The sequence below is a fragment of the Catellatospora sichuanensis genome, assembly GCF_007483665.1.
Taxonomy (GTDB): domain Bacteria; phylum Actinomycetota; class Actinomycetes; order Mycobacteriales; family Micromonosporaceae; genus Catellatospora; species Catellatospora sichuanensis.
In genome coordinates this window covers 234,761-252,688 of record NZ_VIQO01000011.1, presented here as the reverse complement: position 1 = coordinate 252,688, position 17,928 = coordinate 234,761, and the positions used below count along the sequence as shown (strand labels likewise).

Here is a 17,928-nt window from a genome sequence, read left to right as displayed (position 1 = left end):
GATGTGCTGTGCCGGATGCCCGTGGCGGGACGCCGATTCGCTGGATTACCCGTACTGTCCCTCCGTGGACGACGAGTGGAGCGTCAGCGAGGCCGGCCGCGGCAGTTCGATGTCGCACGTGCTGGTGTTCGACGAATGCGTCGCCTCGGACCGGGCAGACCTGGTGGGAGAAGCGGTCGAGTTCCTCACGACGCTGCCCGGCGTCACCGAGGTCGAGCACGTCGAACGGGAGGTCATCGAGTTCATCGCCCCCGGCGTGCCGACCTCCCGGTTGTCCGAGGCGCTGCGAGGCTGGTGGAACGCGGCCATGCAGGAGCGGCGTCCGTGGATGGTTGCCACCGACCGGGCGGCCCAGACGGTGTACGAACTCGTCGCCGCGTACGGCTATCAGCGGCACGGACTGCAACTGACCCGGGCGCTGGGCGCCGAGCTCACCCACGTCATCACCATGGACCACCACTTCGGCCGCAGCCCGCACGACCACACGATCACGCTCACTGCCAACGTCATGCTGTGCCTACCGGACCCCCAACACTTCACCGTCGTGTTCCACACCGGCGGACTCGACGACGAGGCCGCGCTGACCAGCGCCGTCACCGATCGTGTCATCCCCGCATTGGACATCCTGCCGACCGTGGACGCGATGCTGGACCGATGGCAGGTCAAGCAGTCGATCGAGGAGAGCGGCCGCCAACCGTACTGGATCACCGAGGGGCGGCTGCACGCCCGCGTGCTGGTCTCACGCGGCCGGCTCGCCGAGGCCCGGCAGGTGTACCAGGAGGACTTCGAAGGCAGCCAGCCGATGCAGCGGCCGCACCTGCTGCGGCTCGTCGAACGGCTCGGGGTGCCGCCGCTGACCACGGGGAGCAGCCCGCACCTGACGGTCGCCGAGGAGGCGACGCTGGCCGCGTGGCAGGCGCACACGACTGCGGCGAACAGCCTGCTGCGTGAGGTGACCGGCGCTCGCCTGGACGGATCCCGGCGATCGCTCGACGAACTCTGGGCGTGGCTGAGACAGCCTCCGGACCGACTGCAAGCGACATTCGCCGATACCACCCCAGCACTCGGTCCGTCGTTTTACGGGTATCGGACCTGTGACGACATCCGATCCGGCAGGGTGGCCTTCGAACCGTGGCGCCGGGCGACGGCGGAGCTGGTCACGGCGTACCTCGGCCAGGTCGTCATCCGGCGGGCGCGGGGCACGGTGTGGGGTGTCGCCGGGGACGGGGAGCTGGCGATGGTCCGCCACGGCGGCACGGGCGTCCTGTCGCGCGTGTTCACGATCGCCGACGGGGCGATCGGGGTCCCGGTCGACCGATTCGATCCGCGTCGGCTGCGGCAGCTGGCCGACGACATGGTCCGGTGGGTGAACGACGGGCGGTACCCGCCGTGGGTCGTCCGGCTCGGCACGCCCGGTCCCTAGGAACCGGGCGGGCTGCGGGTGGTGGGCGGGTCAATCCTTGGCGAGGTGCCGTTCGACGCTGGCCACCTTCGCGTCGAGCGCCCCGCTGACGCCGTCGCGCCAGTCCAGCTTCAGCACGACGCCCACCCGCGGCGACTTCGCCTTGACGGCCTCGGTGGCGGCCTTGACCACGGCCATCACCTCGTCCCAGGTCTCGCCCTCGACGCTGGTGAACATCGCGTCGGTGCGGTGGGGCAGGCCTGAGGCGCGCACCACCCGAACGGCCTCGGCGACCAGCGCGCCGACGTCCTCCCCGGTGCCGACCGGTGAAACGGAGAACGCGACCAGAACCGACATGATCGTGACGCTACCAGGATCAGGTCGGGCCGCTGTGCGGGCGGCGAATGAGCACGCCGCGGCCTGTTCGGGCAAGCACAACTCCGAGATCGATAGCTCGTTCCGTGCAGTGTCACGCCAGGGATCTTTCCGCCGAATGACATGTCAAGCCAGTGACTTCTCGATCGGCCGTCGCCGCAGTGGTTGGGGGTGGCGGCATGGTCGGCGATGGTCATGTCGGCCGGCGCAGCAGCCGCCGGCGGCTGCTCCGAGGTCGCCGGAGCCAAAATTAAGAAAATTAAGATCGCAGCGTTGACGACTTGAAAAAATGAAGGTACAAATTAATTACGAGCGCGAGCGAGATGCAGAGCAAGGAGCCGAGGGTGGACTGGCAGGATCTGACGGACCTGACGAGGGGACAGTCGTTCGTGGTCGAGCGGGTCCGCCTCGCCGGCAGCGGAATCGTGGTCGAGGGTCAGTTCGAGCCGCCGCAGCTGGCCCAACTCAGCGTCGACGACCAGGTGTTCGTGACCGCGTTCGTGCGGTCGCACGGTTCGATCAAGGAGATGGAGCGGATCTTCGGGGTGAGCTACCCGACGATCAAGTCCCGGCTGAACCGGATCGCCGAGCAGCTCGACTTCGTCGACGCCGACCCGGCGCCGCCCAGCGCCGATGTCCTCGACCGCCTGCGGCGCGGGGAGATCGGCGTCGAGGAGGCTCTGGCAGAGCTGGAGCGGTCCCGGTGATCCCGCAGCTGGTGACGGTCGGCTGGCGCCGTGGCGACGGCCGCTGGCGGCGGATCTACGTCCCGGTCCTGCCGGTGCTGCTGGTCCTGTCGCCGCTGCTGCTGCTGGCCGTGCTGGGTGGGCTGATCGCGTGCTTCATCTTCGGGGTGAGCGCGCTGGGCGCGCTGCGCGGCGCGGGGCGGTTGGTGTGGGCGCTGCCCGGCACCCGGTTCGAGATCGAAGACGGCAGCATGGGCGTGCTGGTGAACGTCAGATGAGTCAGATGGAGGAGCAGCGATGAACGAGCAGCGACGACAGGTTTTGCAGATGCTTTCGGATTCCAAGATCACCGCGGACGAGGCCGAGCGGCTGATCGACGCCCTCGACCGAGACCGGTTTCCGTCTTCGAGGGCAGCCGGGCCCGGCACGAAACCCCGGCCCAAGTACCTACGCGTGGTGGTGATCGCGGACGAGGGCTCCGGCAGCCACTGGGCGGGCGAGGCTTCCGGCGGCGACGGGTCGGCCCGCATCAACATCCGGGTCCCGCTCCAGCTGCTGCGGGCGGGGGTGCGGCTGACGAGCCTCGTCCCGCCGCAGGCGCTCACGCGGGCCAACGCGGAGTTGCACCGTTCGGGGGTGGACATCGACCTGACCCAGCTCAAACCGCAGCAGCTCGAGGAACTGATCGAGCACCTGGACGAGCTCACCGTCGACATCGACTCGGCCGAGGCCAAGGTGCAGGTCTTCTGCGAGTAGCGGCACGGACCGCTGCTGCATCCCCGCTCGGACCGCGGGTAGGACGGCCACGCCGCGGCTGATCGCCGCGCGGGTACAAGCACCACCACGCTCGCCTCGCCCTCGACGTCGACAAGCGCCCTGACGGGTGTCTTCCCGGCCGGCGGACGCCGTCGGTCCGTTCCCTAAGCGTCGGTCTCGCCTCCGAGTTCGGCCAGGATGGCTGCAGCATCCTGGTTGCCGGCGGCCGCCAAGCGCCGAAGCTCGTCGAAATCCTCCTGCTCTGTCGCCGACTCGACCAGCTGGTCGAGGGCGTCGGTGCTGCCCTCGTCGGCCAGGCGATGCAGGAGGGCAAGGTCACCGGTCTCCGCGGCCTGCTCGATCAGCAGCGCGACATCGTCCGGATCCAATGGTCTGTTCATGGCGCCGACCTTTCTGCGCTGGTCGCGGCGAGGCACCTCATCCTCGTTACCCTGCTCACCAACTTACCACGTCTGCCCAACTACCTTGACAGTCACAGTAGTGCGACCTACGGTGTAATGCAGGAGGTGAGGTATGAGCACGAGCAAGGTCACGTCCGACCTGCTGCGAGGCAACACCGACACGATGATCTTGCGGCTGCTGACGGAGGCAGACCGCTACGGCTACGAGATCGTCAAGCTGATCGCCGAGCGTTCGCAGGGCGAGTACGAACTGAAGGAAGCCACGATGTACTCCAGCGTCCGGCGCCTGGAAGCCGACGGTGACATCACGTGGTACTGGGGCGACGAATCCCAGGGCGGCCGCCGCAAATACTTCAAGATCACCGAAAAGGGCCGTGCGACATACACGCACAACAAGACCACGTGGGAGTACGCCAAACGCGTGCTCGACACGCTGCTGTGAAAGGCGAACAACCATGACCGACAGGCTCAGCCAGTACCTCGACGGCGTCTTCGCACCCTACGAAGGCACCAGGAGTGTCAGCGAACTGAAGGCCGACCTGCTGGCCGACCTGCAGGAGCGGTTCCGTGAGCTGCGCGCCGAAGGCAAGGACGAGGCGACCGCGTTCGAGATGACCGTGGACAGCATCGGCGACATCGAGGAGACGGTGCAGGAGGTGACGAACCTGTCGCGGACGCTCGAGCGTCAGGTGGTGACCCGCTTCGACGCCAGTGCCCTGGAAGGCAGCGACTTCGCGGGCGTCTCGGCACGGGCGGGAAGGTTCGGGGCGAGCGCACTGCGCGGCTCGGACTTCTCGAATGCCGACCTGGCCGGCAGCAAGTTCAAAAGCAGCGACATGAAGGACACCAACTTCGACGGCGCCGACCTGACCGATGTGGTCATGACCACGGCCGAGTTGAAGGGTTCCACTTTCCGCAGGACGCGCCTGGTGCGCACCGACTTCAGCACGTCCGGCCTGTACGAGGTCCGGTTCGAAGACGCCGCGCTCACCGACGTCGCGTTCCGCGCAACGGACCTGAGGCGCACCATCTTCGAACGCTGCACCTTCACCGGCGTCGACTTCACCCACTCCGACCTACGCGGCCTCAACTTCGACGGCGAGAGCTTCACCAGCGTGAAGTTCGACCAGACGGCACTGGCGGAGATGTCGTTGCGCGGCGCGATCCTGCGCGACTGCTCCTTCCGCGGCGGCTGGAGCAAGAAGTACTACAAAGCCCTTCGCACCGTGAACTTCGACGGTGCGCGCATGGACAAGCTGACCTTCGCCGCGCTCAAGGGCTTCGGCTTCACCCCCGCCAATGTGATCGTCGAATAAGGAGAGACCACCCCCATGAGTACCCCACCCCCCGCCGTCCACGTCAGTGGACTACGCAAGTCCTACGGAAAGCTGGAAGTCCTCAAAGGTGTGGACTTCACCATCGCCTCAGGAAGCATCTTTGCGCTGCTCGGCTCCAACGGCGCCGGCAAGACCACGGTCGTGCGCATCCTGTCCACGCTGCTCAAACCGGATGCCGGTACGGCGAGCGTGGCCGGGTTCGACGTGGTGGCCCAGCCCGAGCGGGTCCGCGAGTCGATCAGCCTGACCGGCCAGTTCGCGGCGGTCGACGAGATCCTCACCGGCCGGGAGAACCTCGTCATGGTCGCCAAGCTGCGCCAGGTGAAGAACTCCGGCCAGGTCGCCGACGACCTGCTGCGACGCTTCGACCTCACCGACGCCGGAGGTCGCCGGGTGGCGACCTACTCCGGCGGCATGCGCCGCCGCCTCGACATCGCCATGAGCCTGATCGGCGACCCGCCGGTCATCTTCCTGGACGAGCCGACCACCGGCCTGGACCCGGAGGCCCGGCTGGAGGTGTGGAAGGAGATCCAGGCTCTGGCCGACAGCGGCGTCACGGTGCTGCTGACCACCCAGTATCTGGAGGAGGCCGAGAAGCTGGCCGACCGGATCGCGATCCTGCACCAGGGCACCATCATCGTCTCGGGCACGCTGACCGAACTGCGCAAGCTGTTGCCCGCCGCCAAGGCCGAACTCGTGGAACGCCAGCCCACCCTCGAGGAGATCTTCCTCGCCATCGTCGCAGACAAGGAGGCGCGGGTATGAGCGCGCACGTGTTCAGCAACACCGGGGTGATGCTCGGGCGCTCCATCCGGCACGTCACCCGCAGCATGGACACCATCATCACCGTCACGATCATGCCGATCGCGTTCATGCTGCTGTTCCGCTACGTGTTCGGCGGCGCCATCCAGGCCGGCACCGGTAACTACACCAACTACCTGATGCCCGGCATCCTGCTGATCGCCATCTCCAGCGGCATCTCCTACACCGGCTTCCGGCTGTTCAACGACATGCAGAGCGGCATCTTCGAACGGTTCCACTCCATGCCGATCGCCCGGTCGGCGGTCCTCTGGGGGCATGTGCTGACCTCGGTGGTGTCCAACGCCATCTCCGTGGTCGTCATCATCGCGGTCGGGCTGCTCATGGGCTTCCGCACCTCCACAGGAGTGCTGGAATGGCTCGCCGTGGCCGCGATCCTGGCGCTGTTCACCCTCGCCCTGACCTGGGTGGCGATGATCGCCGGACTGGCGGCGTCCTCCACGGACGGCGCGACCGCGTTCTCGTACCCGCTCATCTTCCTGCCCTTCCTCAGCTCGGCGTTCGTGCCCACCGCCACGATGCCGGGTCCGGTGCGGGCGTTCGCCGAGAACCAGCCGGTCACCTCGATCGTCAACGCGATCCGGGCGCTGTTCGACCAGCAGCCGGTCGGCACCGACATCTGGATCGCGCTCGGCTGGTGCGCGGGCATCCTCGTCGTCGCCTACGCGTTCGCGATGCGGGTCTACCGCCGCAAGATCGCCTGACCGACCCGTGCAGGCCGCCCGTCACCACGCGGGCGGCCTGCACTCCCGCTCGCCGCCCCGGTGAAGGGACCTGGACGCCGTCCGCATAGCCAGGGGAGTGCACCGGGCGTGCTGGTGGGCTGGTCCTACGGCGGCCTCCTGGCCCGGCACTGGGCCGACCGAAACCCCGACCGCGTCGTGGGTCAGATCTCGACCCAGCCGTGAGCCCGTGCATGTGCCAGCAGCCGCTCGCGGATCTGCGTGATCTGCGCGCCGGTGAGCGAGTCGACATGCTGCAGGAGCACCTCGGTCACCTCGGCGGTGTATTCCCGCGCAGTGAGTACATCGCACAAGCCGTCGTCGTCAGCGGCCGACGCAGTTCTCGTCTGGACCGGGGCTCCGCTGGACTGCGGTGCGTCGAGGGGCGAGTCCAGGATCCGGACGGTCGCGACCTTCAGGCCCCGCTCGCCCTCTTCCGTCGTGTACTCGACCCGCGTGCCGGGATGGATCCGGTGCTTCTGCGCCCCGAAGTCATTGGAGTGGAAGAACACGTCTTCCCCGCCGCTCGACGGCGCGATGAAACCGTACCCACGAGCCTCGTCGAACCGCAGTACCTTGCCCACAAAAACCACAACAACCACCTGTCGACCTGGGACGCGCCGACCCTACCACCGACTCCGGATGTCATGGGTCACCAGCGGGCAGGTGCCGCGGGTGCCGATTCGCCACCACTCCCATGACACCGGAACGACGGTGCGCGACAATTCTCGATCTCCTCTCCGTGGTCGGGGAAGCGGCTCGGGGCCAGATCCGCCAGGCAGCACCCGGCGCGGTCAGACCTCGAAGCGGCCGCGGTGCCAGCGCCAGTGGCGGCCGGCCTTCAGGTGGTCGACGATCGCGCGCTGGAGCAAGGTGCGGCGCGGCAGCTGGTCGAGCGGCGCGGTCAGGGTGCGGAACACGAACCGCAGCACCTCGACGTCGGCGTCGATCCCTTCCGGCTCCTCGTAGGGCTCCAGTTCGAACCTCCGCTGGAACCGGACGATGTTGGAGTCCCCGGGCAGGTACTCCAGCAGCTGCGGGTCGAGCAGCCACGAGCCGCAGGAGAACGCCGTGTAGCGCTCGTCGGGAAAGTGGCGCGGGAAGAACGCGCGGGCTTCGTCGAGCGACGACGCGACCGCCTCCGGGGTCAGCGGCCCCGACTCGGAGATGTGCAGGCCGATGGCGCTGTCGCCGCGCTGGTACTGCAGCCGGCCGAGCTCGTAGAGGCCGCCGCGGGCGTGCAGCGTCAGCCAGCTCTGCATGACCGGCCAGCCCTGGCGGTGCATCCGCCGGTCGACCGCGAGGTTGCGTCCCAGGTCCGCGAGGGTCGCCCACGACACGGCATCGGCGATGCCGTGGTCGCGGTGGTACGCCGTGACGACGTCGACCAGAGCCAGGTACGCGTACACGTACAGATGCCGCCAGGCAGGGCCCCGGTCGCGCGGCAGCTCCGGACCGGGCGGCAGCCAGCCGTGGCCCCCGAGATCGGCGCGGACCAGCGCGATCGAGCGGTCGAGCAGCCAGCGCAGCTCCGGCGTCCACAGTGGCGAGTCGAGGTCGGGCCAGCCGGCCATGATCTCGGCGGCGTCTTCCGGCCGCACCGCGAGCCGGTCGAGCATCGCGGGCGCGTCGGCCTTGGCGGGCAGGGGAGCCGATGGCCGGTCGCCGGCGAGCCCGTGCACGCGGTCGACGTCCTCAACGGATACCCCGAGCCGCGCGGCGGTGTCGTCCAGATCCACGCGCACGATCCTACCGACCGGCGAGGTCTTCCTGAACGAGGACGAGGTCGCTTGCTGCGCGCAGACCGTGAACGCCACACGTGCTCGGCGTGGCTTCTCGCTCCCGCCCGGTCGCCGAACCCGGCGCACCGCGCCCGGCGCGCCAGATGATCGAAACAGCGTTCGAGCACATGTGTCGGGTCCGCCGCCACAGCCTCGACGGCGACGGGTCGTTACATCGAGGATGGGCGATCACGGCACGCTGGCGACCTGCGGTTCGGTAAGCTGACAGCATGACCACCGTGACGGCGAACGACGTGCGTGTGCTCGCGCGGTCGCGAGACGTCGACCCCGTCCTGGCCGTGGTCGACGGTGTGGTCGTCGTGATCCCCGAGGCCCAGCTCAAGGAGGGGGACGTAGCTCTGTGCACTCAGCAGAAGCTGGTCCGCGAGCTGGGCGATGAGATCAGCGACATTGAAGCGCAGCTGTTCGCGGGTCGCCTGACCAATCTGTTCACCGAGTAGGCCCCCGGCACGACGTGCCACCGCGTGCCCATCCGGCGGCTCCGTCGGACGCGGTGGTGAACGCCGGTGTCCCACCCACGCGTGCCGAGCCGAACCGGGAGATCGGCGAGGTCGGGGTGCTGATCGCGTACCGATGTGGGTCATGCAGAGCAACGGTGGTCCTGCGGCGCCGCCGGTTCACCCGGCAGTGGATCGCTGTCGACCATTACTCATGCTGGTTCGCGTCGCGCTTGGTCTGGTCCGCCCGCACCCGTTCCGAGAGCGAAGACCACCGCGTCGTACGATGCCAGGGCCTGGCCGATGGCGCGGGCTCTGGTGAACGGTGTCGCGCCCATCTCGGCCGGTAATACGACGAGCATCCGGTCGTAGTGTGGTCGTTCGTCGGGCGGCCACTGCGCGCCGGCGGCGTCCATCATCGACTCGACGGCTCCTAGCAGGGTCGCTGCGCGCTCGAACTCGCCGCGGTCGACGGCGATCGCCGCCAAGCCATTGATGTTGTATGGCATCGCCCAGTCGTCGCCGCGTCGGTAGGTGATCTCCAGTGCCGCTCGTGCCAGCTCCTGCGCCGCATCGATGTTGCCGAGCTGACGCTCCACCATGCTGAGGTTGCTGCATTCCGCGCTGACGGCGGCCAGATTTCCGGCCTGTTCGGCCAGGGCGATCCGCTCATTCATGAGTGTGCGCGCCTCCACGAAGTCGCCGGCCATCTGCGCGGCGACTCCCATGACATGCAAGGCACTCGATCGGCCAGTGGGATCATCGGCACCGTCGCACACGGCGAGCGCCTCGCGACACAGCCGGCGAGCTTCGTCGACATCGGAGCGCAACGCGATCCTCGCAAGGCCGGTCAGGGCCAGGGCGGTGATGTTCGCGTCGCCTGCGTCCCGCCCGATCTCGAGTGCCTGGCGATGAAGTGATGCCGCCTTGTCGTCATCGCCGGTCCAGAAGACCAGCAGCCCGTGCTCGAAGTAGGCGCGGCCACGCCTGACGGCCGTGCCTCCCGGGGCCGCGAGTGCCTGCTCAAGGCACGCCGATCCTTCGTCGAGGAGCTTGTTCGCCATCCAGAACGGAGCCAGTGACGACCCCAGTCGAAGGGCCTCGTCCGTGCGTCCCTCGCGGAGGAACCAGCGTATGACAGCTCGCACATCGTCACAACGCCGGTCGAGGTCGGCAAGCGTCGCCCTGCCGTCGAGGCCCATCAGTTTCGGCACCGCGCCTTCGGCGTAATCGCGCAATGATTCCGCAGTCCGCGCGTCCATGAGGCGATGGTACAGACGCTGTGCGATCTCCCAGGACTCATGACCTGGTCCTTCAACGGCGCCCAGGCCGTGGCTCCGGGATGGGACGTGCTGATGCCACCACCGGGTTCCGGCGCTGTCACCGGACCACTCGGGGTAGGGCGAACAGCACCAGCAGGGCTCCGGCGGCCATGACGGCGAACACCGTCACCATCCCGAACGCCTCGGTCAGCGGCCCCACCACGACCGGTGCCGAGATCGCGCCGACACGGGACAGGGCCGAGACGATCGACGCCGTCCGGGCGACGGGTATCCCGTGCCGCACCGAGAGATGTTCACCCGCCCCGAAGAGCAGGGGGAAGACCGGTCCAGCGCCGATCCCTGCCGCGGTGACCGCGACCAGCGCCCATCCAGGCGCCGCTTCCCCCACGATGATGAAGCACCCGGCGAGCATCGCCAGGACCATCGTCAGGCCGCTGCCGACGGCTACCACCCGGGAACCGAGTAGCTGCTGGGCGGCATCCAGGACCAGCCGCGACACCACCAGCCCGGCGCCGAACAGGACCGGCGCCGAAGCAGCCAGCTGGGGTTCGGCGTCCAGCCCCCGGCTGAGCAGCAACCCGGTCCACTCCTGTCCTGGGCTTTCCACATAGCTGGCGGCGAGCGCGGCCACACCCAGCACCGGCAACACGTGTCGTAGCCGAACCGTCCGGCCGCGCTGTGCAGGCAGGCTCGGACGAGAACCCGAGCGCGTCGCAGCGGGCGTGCGCGCCTCGCCGGGTTTCGTTTCCGAACGTGGTCGCCACACCGCTGCGGCGGTCTGGACGACGAGTGCGATCCCGGCCACCAGACCGATGTGCCAGGCGACCGGGATTCGCATACCCACCGCGACGGCACCGAGCAGGCCCGCGCCGGCCAAGGACAGTGACCAGGTGGCGTGCATACGACCCATGAGCTTGGAGTTCGCGTCCTGCTGAACCCTGACGGTGGCGGCGTTCATCGTCACGTCGTGCATCCCGTCGAACAGGCCCTGCAGGAGCAGCCCACACCCGAGCAGGTACAGGTCCGGCGCCAAGGCCACGGCAACGGCGAACAACGCGTACCCCGTGCCGGCGACCAGCAAAGCGCTCGACTCCCGGACGACACGGGCCAGCGCAGGCGCGGCCAGTGATCCGAGCAGGCCGCCGGCCGCAGCGGCGAACAGCACGACGCCGAACTCGCTCCCGCTCGCCGCCACCCGGTCGGCGATCTCCGGGTAGCGCGTCAGCAGACTGCCGTAGAGGGCGCCGTTGACCACGAACGCGGACGCCGGCCGGAACCAGTCGGCGAACCGTATGCCGCGGGCAGCTGTCCTTGACGCGACGACCACGGATTCAACTTATCCTGACGGCCTCGTGCCAGATCAGATGCCGCTCGGCCTATATCTACCGCTGGCCATGCGTTCTGCGCTCTACCAGGGAAGTGCCTTCCTCGGGTCACAGCGCAGGTGGGGGCATTGTCGATTGCGCCCCCGGAGAGTGACTCACCTGCAGTCAGCGGTAACCGAACTGCGACGATGGCAGAACGCGTTGAGGTCAGGTCAGGACTGGATCCGACGTCGACGCCCGAGAAGTTCAACCAGCAGGAGGACCCCCCGCATGACCACAACCAGCAGCCCGCCGGCCACGGCCGACTCCGGGGCTCCACCGCCCGCCACCGAGAAGCTGGACAGCGCTGTCCTCAAGGTCGCGGGCGTCGTGGTGCTGGGCGCCATCATGTCCATCCTCGATATCACCGTCGTCAGCGTTGCCCTGCCGACGTTCCAACGCGAGTTCCTGTCGACGCCCGCGACGGTGGCGTGGACCATGACCGCGTACACCCTGGCTCTGGCAGCGGTGATCCCGGTCACCGGCTGGGCCGCGGACCGCTTCGGCACCAAGCGTCTGTACCTGACCTCGATCGTGCTGTTCGTAGCCGGTTCGGTGCTGTGCAGCTTCGCCTGGGACATCGGCCCGCTGATCGCGTTCCGGGCGCTGCAGGGCCTGGGCGGCGGCATGCTCATGCCGCTCGGTATGACGATCATGACCCGGGCCGCCGGCCCGGAGCGCATCGGCCGCGTCATGGCCGTGCTGGGCGTGCCGATGCTGCTCGGCCCGATCGGCGGCCCGATCCTGGGCGGCTGGCTGATCGAGGCCGCCAGTTGGCAGTGGGTCTTCCTGATCAACCTGCCGATCGGTCTGATCGCGCTGTTCGCCGCCTGGCGGGTGCTGGCCAAGGATGAGCCGAAGGTGTCGGAGTCGTTTGACTTCCTCGGCATGCTGCTGCTGTCGCCGGGTCTGGCCCTGTTCCTGTACGGCGTCTCCTCCATCCCCGGGGAGGGCCGGGTCGCCGCCACGAAGGTGCTGGTCCCCGGGCTCATCGGCCTGGCCCTGGTGGTCGCGTTCGTGCTGCACGCGCTGCGCAAACGACACGCGCTGATCGATCTGAGCCTGTTCGGCAACCGCAACCTCACCATCTCGGTCATCACGATGACCCTGTTCTCGGTGGCGTTCATGGGCTCGATGCTGCTGCTGCCCAGCTACTTCATCCAGGTGCGCGGCGAGGGCACGCTCGATGCGGGCCTGCTGCTGGCCCCCAACGGCCTGGGCGCGATGCTGACCATGCCCATCGGCGGCAAGCTGACCGACAAGATGGGTCCGGGCAAGCTGGTCCTGACCGGCATCGCCCTGATCACGGCCGCACTGGCGGTCTACACCCAGGTCGCCGCCGACAGCTCGTACCTCCTGCTGCTGGGCAGCCTGTTCGTGCTGGGCATGGGCATGGGCCTGACCATGATGCCGATCATGTCGGCGGCGATGAGCAGCCTCACCGACGGCCAGATCGCGCGCGGCTCGACGATGATGAACATCATCCAGCAGACCGCCGGTTCGATCGGCACGGCGGTGATGTCGGTGGTGCTCACGAACAAGGTGCTCGCCGACCAGGCGGCCGCGGCATACCTCGGGGTTGCGCAGGGCGTGGTTCCGGCCGACCAGGTGCCCGCCCCGGTGCTGGCTGCCGGCAAGGAGGGCCTGGCCGGAGCGTTCGGCAACACCTATCTGGTGGCGATGATCCTGGTCGCGCTGTGCATCGTGCCGGCACTGTTCCTGCCGCGCAAGAAGGTCGTCGACTCCAGCGGGCAGGCACCTGAGCTGGCGTTCGCGACGCACTGAACACCGCGAAGCACCGGACGGGCTGCCCCCACCAGGCGGGGATGCGGGCGGCCCTTCCGGTTCGAGGCCCGGCTCGGACACGAGCCGGGCCTCCGCCTTCTCCGGACCGAAGCGGAATCTGGCGGCTGGGCGGCACCGCTTGACAGCCACGGATGTGACCGCTAACAATCACGGATGTCGAAACCTCGACGAAACGCGTTGTTGACATGTGTGTTGCGATTCGCCGGGTTTCGGGCCCGTTCGTCCCGCGTCGCTGCACGGACGCGGTAGATCCGGCCTGTGCAACGGGTGGTTCGCCCCACGCGACGACGTTCTTCGTGTTCTGCCTGCCCGGGAGGCGATAGGACACGAGGGCTGCGCCCAGTTGCCGGCTTCCGTTGGACGGCGGCTGTGCCGCCGGAAGCCAGAGGATGGTACTTCCATGACCGTTGCACTCCCGTCCGGTACGTCACCCAGAAAGCGGATCCGGACTGCATTGGCCGTCGCCGCCGTCGTCACTGTCGCCGTCGGGACCGCTGTCGCGGTGGTGACGACCGCAAACGCGGCGACGATCGACACGTCGGCGTACTACCAGCTGGTCAACCGGCACAGTGGCAAAGCGCTGGAGATCAATGGCGGGTCGACGGCAGATGCCGCCGGACTCGTGCAGCGCACGTCGAACACGTCGGCCACCCACCAGCAGTTCCAGTTCGTCGATTCCGGCGGCGGTTACTACCGGCTCAGGGCTCGCCACAGCGGCAAGGTGGTGGACCTCTACGACTGGTCGACCGCCGACGGGGCGAGCATGGTCCAGTGGCCGGATCTCAACGCCACCAACCAGCAGTTCTCTGTACAGGACATCGACTCGACCCACTTGCAGCTGATCAACCGGCACAGCGGCAAAGCCCTCGTTCTCTGGGCATGGTCGACTGCCGACGGCGCGCGGATCTCGCAGTACACCGACACCAACGGGACCAATCAGCAGTTCCGCCTGGTTCGCATCGGCGGCACGACCCCGACGGCCTCTCCGACTGCCGGCACCCGCACGTTCACCAACCCGATCAAGCGCAACGGTCCCGACCCGTGGCTGCAGTACCACGACGGCTACTACTACCTGGCCACCACGACGTGGAACTCGACGATCACGATGCGCCGAGCCACCACGCTGGCGGGGCTGGCCAATGCCGCCGACCAGGTGATCTTCAATCTGGCCGGCCGTCCCAACGGCTGCTGCAACATGTGGGCGCCGGAGTTCCACCTCCTGGACGGACCCAACGGGCGGCGTTGGTACTTCTACTACGTGGCGGGCCAGAACGTCGCCGACTACAACCCGACGCAGCGCCTGCACGTGCTCGAATCCGCCGGAACCGACCCGATGGGCCCCTACACGTTCAAGGCCGATCTCGGCAGCACCTGGGAGCTGGACGCCAGCATCCTTCAGCACAACGGGCGGCTCTACCTGCTGGGCAGTGCGATGAACGGGACGCAGAGCCTGTCCATCACCCCGTTGTCCAACCCGTGGACGCCGAGCGGCGCGCGGCGGTTCATCAGCTCGCCGACCTATTCCTGGGAGCGGCAGACAGGCGCCGTCAATGAGGGCGCCGAGCCGCTCTACCGCAACGGCAAAACCATGATCGTTTTCTCGGCGAGCGCGTGCTGGGGCCCGGACTACAAGCTCGGCCTGCTCACCCTTACCGGGTCCGACCCGCTGAACGCCGGCCACTGGACCAAGAAGTCCACGCCGGTGTTCCAGCGCAGCGACGCCAACGGGGTCTTCGCCCCCGGCCACAACGGCTTCTTCAAGTCCCCGGACGGCACCGAGGACTGGATCGTCTACCACGCCAACAGCTCCGCCTCGGGCGGCTGCGACATGAACCGCTCCACCCGGGCGCAGAAGTTCACCTGGAACGCCGACGACACCCCCAACTTCGGAACCCCCGTCAGCACGGGTGTCGCCGTGACCGCACCCTCCGGCGAGCGCTGACCGACCGCATCTCCCACCCTGAAGGACCCTCTCATGCAGAGCAGACCCTCACGCCGCGCACGCGCGGCCGCCCTCCTGGCCGCGGTCGTCGCGGTTGCGGGCGGCGCTGCGGTCGCGGTCGCCACCACCGCCGACGCCGCAGTCATCGACACCAGCGCTCACTACCAACTCGTCAACCGGCACAGCGGCAAGGCGCTCGAGATCGGCAACTCGTCCACGGCCGACGGCGCCGCACTGGTGCAGCGGACACCGAACACCGCCGCGACCAACCAGCAGTTCCAGTTCGTCGACTCCGGCGGCGGTTTCTACCGCCTGCGGGTCCGGCACAGCGGCAAGGTGCTCGACGTGTACGAGCGCTCGACGGCCAACGGCGCCGACATCGTGCAGTGGGCCGACCTCAACGGAACCAACCAGCAGTTCTCGGTACAGGACATCGACTCGACCTACCTGCAGCTGATCAACCGCAACAGCGGCAAGGCGGTCGATCTGTGGGGATGGTCGACCGCAGACGGCGGCAGGTACGCGCAATACGACGACACCAACGGCACCAACCAGCAGTTCAGGCTGGTCCGCGTCGGCGGCGGCACCACCCCGACCGCCGCACCGACGAGCACGCCCGGCACGCAACCGGGACAGTACCCCGCTCCCGGCCGGGTGGCCGGGGACGTGGGCACGCACGACCCGACGGTCGTGAAGAAGCCCGACGGCACCTACCTCCTGGCCGCGACCGGGATCAACCTGTCGCTGAAGACGTCCACCGACCGGGTCACCTGGCGTAACGCAGGAGCGGTGTGGCCCAACGGCGCGTCGTGGACGACGACGTACACCAACGGCGACCGCAACCTGTGGGCACCGGACATCTCCTACCGCAATGGGCAGTACTGGCTCTATTACTCGGCATCGTCGTTCGGCTCCCAGCGATCGGCCATCTTCCTGGCCACCTCACCCACCGGGGCGTCAGGTTCCTGGACCCACCGCGGTCTCGTGATCGAGTCGTCGACCGCGGTCAACTACAACGCCATCGACCCCAATCTCATCGTCGACGAATCCGGCAACTGGTGGCTGACATTCGGATCGTTCTGGTCCGGCCTCAAACTCATCCGCCTCGACAACGGCACCGGACTGCGATCGACGTCGGACACCCAGGTCCGCAACCTCGTTACGCGCCCGAACGCCGGCGGCGCCGTCGAAGCGCCCTACATCGTCAAGCACGGCAGCTACTACTACATGTGGATGTCGTTCGACCTGTGCTGCAAGGGCGCGGCCAGCACCTACCGGATCATGGTCGGCCGGTCCGCCACCGTCACCGGCCCGTACGTCGACCGCAACGGCACCACCCTCACCAGCGGCGGCGGCACCCAGGTCCTGGCCGGCCACGGCTCGGTCCACGGCCCCGGACACCAGGCCGTCCTTCAGGACACCGACGGTGAACACCTCATCTACCACTACTACGCCGACAACGGAGCGTCGTTGCTAGGCATCAACCGGATCGGCTACGACGCCGCCGGGTGGCCCTACGTCTACTGACGACGAGGGCCCGCTGCCCGGTGCCGCCTGCAGGACCACCTGCGGCGGCACCGGCCGGGCGTGCCGCAGACTCCGAGTGAGCACCAGCGTCGTGGCCAGCGCCAGGAACGCCAGCAACGCCACCGCCCGGTGCGTCGGCAGCACGTCGGCGACCGCTCCGGCGAGTGCCGCGAATACCGCCTGCCCGGTCATCATCCCGTTCTGCTGCAGGCCGAGCGCCTGGCCACGTGCCTCCGGCGGGCAACGGTCGATCAGCCACTCCTGCAACGGCAGCGAGGCCGCGAACCCGAATGAGGCGACCAGCGCGAGCAGCATCGCCGGTGCAAGGTCCGGGTGCAGCAGGAAGACGAGGTAGGGGAGGGGGAGCAGGAGCCGCAGCGGCAGGACGCACCGGCGGCGGGCGGCCGGCGACAGGAACCGCCCCACCACCACGTCACCGGCGAGCATGCCGAGCGCACCGGCGGCGAACAGGAAACCGGCCCGGTCTCCCGCGTACGGCAGGAACAGCGCCTCGCAGCCGACGACCAGGCCGCTGGGCAGCCACAGGTTGAGGTAGAGCGCTCGGCGTCCGCGGTCGGCCCACAGCTCCCGGTTGACCCGCATGGTCCGTGCCGTCGAGGCCCGCTCGCCGGTCCGGGCCGGCCGCTCCCGGATGCCGAACCACGTCGTCGCCACCGCCAGCGCCCGCAGCGCGGTCGCGATCAGGAACACCTGATACGGGGTGAGCCAGACCAGCAGCAGCCCGCCCGCCCCGAACCCGGCGATCTGCATCACGCCGACGCTGGCGTTCATCGTCGATCGGGCCAGCACGTACCCGCCGGGCGGCAGGATGTCGTTGAGCAGCGACCAGCGGGCGCCACCGACGATCGACCCGACGTACGCGACGAGCATGATGACGGCGAACCGGAGTCCGATCGGCAGTCCCGGGACGGCCTGGGTCGCCGTACCGGCGAGCGCGACCAGCGCGGCGAGGGTCAATGCTCGGCGCGGCGGCAGGCTGTCCGCGGCGGAGAGCAGGGTCAGGCTGCCCAGCACGCCGGCCAGCGGCGCCCCGAACATGCTCAGCGCGGTCAGCGCCGCCGAACCGGTCACGGCGTACGTCAGCGAGCCGAGGGCCAGCGCGGAACTGGTGTGCGCGGCGATCCCGGCGCAGTTGGCCAGGAAGAGGTTGCGAAACTCGTTGACGGCGAACAGTTCCGAGTATGTTCTCACGTCCATGATCCTCGGGTTCCGCGATGCGGGGCCGTT

The 17,928-nt window shown here is 68.4% G+C and carries 19 protein-coding genes; 12 read left to right on the top strand and 7 right to left on the bottom strand.

Features of this window, described 5'->3' with window-relative positions:
• The first annotated feature begins 64 nt into the window (after positions 1–64).
• Positions 65–1,423, top strand: coding sequence for a hypothetical protein (locus FLL47_RS22825; RefSeq protein ID WP_144122597.1), 1,359 nt, complete (start codon positions 65–67; stop codon positions 1,421–1,423).
• Between the two features lie 30 nt (positions 1,424–1,453).
• Here the strand turns inward: FLL47_RS22825 and FLL47_RS22820 are convergent, their stop codons facing one another.
• The gene (locus FLL47_RS22820) at positions 1,454–1,759 is read right to left on the bottom strand and encodes an MTH1187 family thiamine-binding protein (RefSeq protein ID WP_144122596.1); all 306 of its coding nucleotides are present in this window, start codon (positions 1,757–1,759) and stop codon (positions 1,454–1,456) included.
• A 362-nt stretch (positions 1,760–2,121) separates the two neighbouring features.
• Here FLL47_RS22820 and FLL47_RS22815 point away from each other — a divergent pair, with 362 nt between their 5' ends.
• From FLL47_RS22815 to FLL47_RS22805, 3 genes are read left to right on the top strand one after another with little or no spacing between them, the layout of a single operon-like run.
• Positions 2,122–2,484, top strand: coding sequence for a DUF2089 domain-containing protein (locus FLL47_RS22815; RefSeq protein ID WP_144122595.1), 363 nt, complete (start codon positions 2,122–2,124; stop codon positions 2,482–2,484).
• The gene (locus FLL47_RS22810) at positions 2,481–2,741 is read left to right on the top strand and encodes a hypothetical protein (RefSeq protein ID WP_144122594.1); all 261 of its coding nucleotides are present in this window, start codon (positions 2,481–2,483) and stop codon (positions 2,739–2,741) included. Before FLL47_RS22815 ends, FLL47_RS22810 begins: the two co-directional genes overlap by 4 nt.
• Before the next feature lie 19 nt (positions 2,742–2,760).
• The gene (locus tag FLL47_RS22805) at positions 2,761–3,219 is read left to right on the top strand and encodes an SHOCT-like domain-containing protein (RefSeq protein WP_144122593.1); all 459 of its coding nucleotides are present in this window, start codon (positions 2,761–2,763) and stop codon (positions 3,217–3,219) included.
• A 164-nt stretch (positions 3,220–3,383) separates the two neighbouring features.
• Here the strand turns inward: FLL47_RS22805 and FLL47_RS22800 are convergent, their stop codons facing one another.
• Positions 3,384–3,620, bottom strand: coding sequence for a hypothetical protein (locus FLL47_RS22800; protein ID WP_144122592.1), 237 nt, complete (start codon positions 3,618–3,620; stop codon positions 3,384–3,386).
• Between the two features lie 133 nt (positions 3,621–3,753).
• Here FLL47_RS22800 and FLL47_RS22795 point away from each other — a divergent pair, with 133 nt between their 5' ends.
• The 4 genes from FLL47_RS22795 to FLL47_RS22780 are packed head-to-tail and all read left to right on the top strand — an operon-like array spanning position 3,754 to position 6,501.
• A complete protein-coding gene (locus FLL47_RS22795; protein WP_144122591.1) occupies positions 3,754–4,083 on the top strand; it encodes a PadR family transcriptional regulator in 330 nt (109 codons plus the stop codon).
• 13 nt (positions 4,084–4,096) lie between these two features.
• The gene (locus tag FLL47_RS22790) at positions 4,097–4,957 is read left to right on the top strand and encodes a pentapeptide repeat-containing protein (RefSeq protein WP_144122590.1); all 861 of its coding nucleotides are present in this window, start codon (positions 4,097–4,099) and stop codon (positions 4,955–4,957) included.
• A gap of 15 nt (positions 4,958–4,972) precedes the next feature.
• Positions 4,973–5,743 (top strand): ABC transporter ATP-binding protein, encoded by a 771-nt coding sequence (locus FLL47_RS22785; RefSeq protein WP_144122589.1) that lies wholly within the window; start codon positions 4,973–4,975, stop codon positions 5,741–5,743.
• Entirely contained in the window at positions 5,740–6,501 is a 762-nt protein-coding gene (locus FLL47_RS22780) for an ABC transporter permease (RefSeq protein ID WP_144122588.1), read from the top strand. The genes FLL47_RS22785 and FLL47_RS22780 overlap by 4 nt, the downstream gene beginning before the upstream one ends.
• 182 nt (positions 6,502–6,683) lie before the next feature.
• On the opposite strand, the gene FLL47_RS22770 is transcribed toward FLL47_RS22780, so the two are convergent.
• Complete coding sequence (locus FLL47_RS22770; RefSeq protein WP_342780345.1) at positions 6,684–7,121, bottom strand: cold shock domain-containing protein; 438 nt, start codon at positions 7,119–7,121, stop codon at positions 6,684–6,686.
• Between the two features lie 192 nt (positions 7,122–7,313).
• Positions 7,314–8,258 (bottom strand): acyltransferase domain-containing protein, encoded by a 945-nt coding sequence (locus FLL47_RS22765; RefSeq protein ID WP_144122587.1) that lies wholly within the window; start codon positions 8,256–8,258, stop codon positions 7,314–7,316.
• Positions 8,259–8,530: 272 nt separating this feature from the next.
• Here FLL47_RS22765 and FLL47_RS22760 point away from each other — a divergent pair, with 272 nt between their 5' ends.
• Positions 8,531–8,761, top strand: coding sequence for a hypothetical protein (locus tag FLL47_RS22760; RefSeq protein ID WP_144122586.1), 231 nt, complete (start codon positions 8,531–8,533; stop codon positions 8,759–8,761).
• A 209-nt stretch (positions 8,762–8,970) separates the two neighbouring features.
• Here the strand turns inward: FLL47_RS22760 and FLL47_RS22755 are convergent, their stop codons facing one another.
• On the bottom strand, positions 8,971–10,020 hold the full coding sequence (locus FLL47_RS22755; protein ID WP_144122585.1) for a tetratricopeptide repeat protein: 1,050 nt from the start codon (positions 10,018–10,020) through the stop codon (positions 8,971–8,973).
• A 118-nt stretch (positions 10,021–10,138) separates the two neighbouring features.
• Positions 10,139–11,368 (bottom strand): MFS transporter, encoded by a 1,230-nt coding sequence (locus FLL47_RS22750; RefSeq protein WP_246158442.1) that lies wholly within the window; start codon positions 11,366–11,368, stop codon positions 10,139–10,141.
• A gap of 268 nt (positions 11,369–11,636) precedes the next feature.
• Here FLL47_RS22750 and FLL47_RS22745 point away from each other — a divergent pair, with 268 nt between their 5' ends.
• From FLL47_RS22745 to FLL47_RS22735, 3 genes are all read left to right on the top strand, one after another.
• Complete coding sequence (locus FLL47_RS22745; protein ID WP_144122584.1) at positions 11,637–13,190, top strand: DHA2 family efflux MFS transporter permease subunit; 1,554 nt, start codon at positions 11,637–11,639, stop codon at positions 13,188–13,190.
• A 523-nt stretch (positions 13,191–13,713) separates the two neighbouring features.
• Positions 13,714–15,153 carry a family 43 glycosylhydrolase gene (locus FLL47_RS22740; protein ID WP_246158438.1) on the top strand — a complete coding sequence of 480 codons (1,440 nt, stop codon included), beginning with the start codon at positions 13,714–13,716 and terminating at the stop codon, positions 15,151–15,153.
• A gap of 33 nt (positions 15,154–15,186) precedes the next feature.
• Complete coding sequence (locus FLL47_RS22735) at positions 15,187–16,680, top strand: family 43 glycosylhydrolase (RefSeq protein ID WP_144122582.1); 1,494 nt, start codon at positions 15,187–15,189, stop codon at positions 16,678–16,680.
• On the opposite strand, the gene FLL47_RS22730 is transcribed toward FLL47_RS22735, so the two are convergent.
• Positions 16,627–17,892 (bottom strand): MFS transporter, encoded by a 1,266-nt coding sequence (locus FLL47_RS22730; RefSeq protein WP_186315849.1) that lies wholly within the window; start codon positions 17,890–17,892, stop codon positions 16,627–16,629. The two genes, FLL47_RS22735 and FLL47_RS22730, sit on opposite strands and share 54 nt — an antisense overlap.
• Between the last annotated feature and the right edge of the window lie 36 nt (positions 17,893–17,928).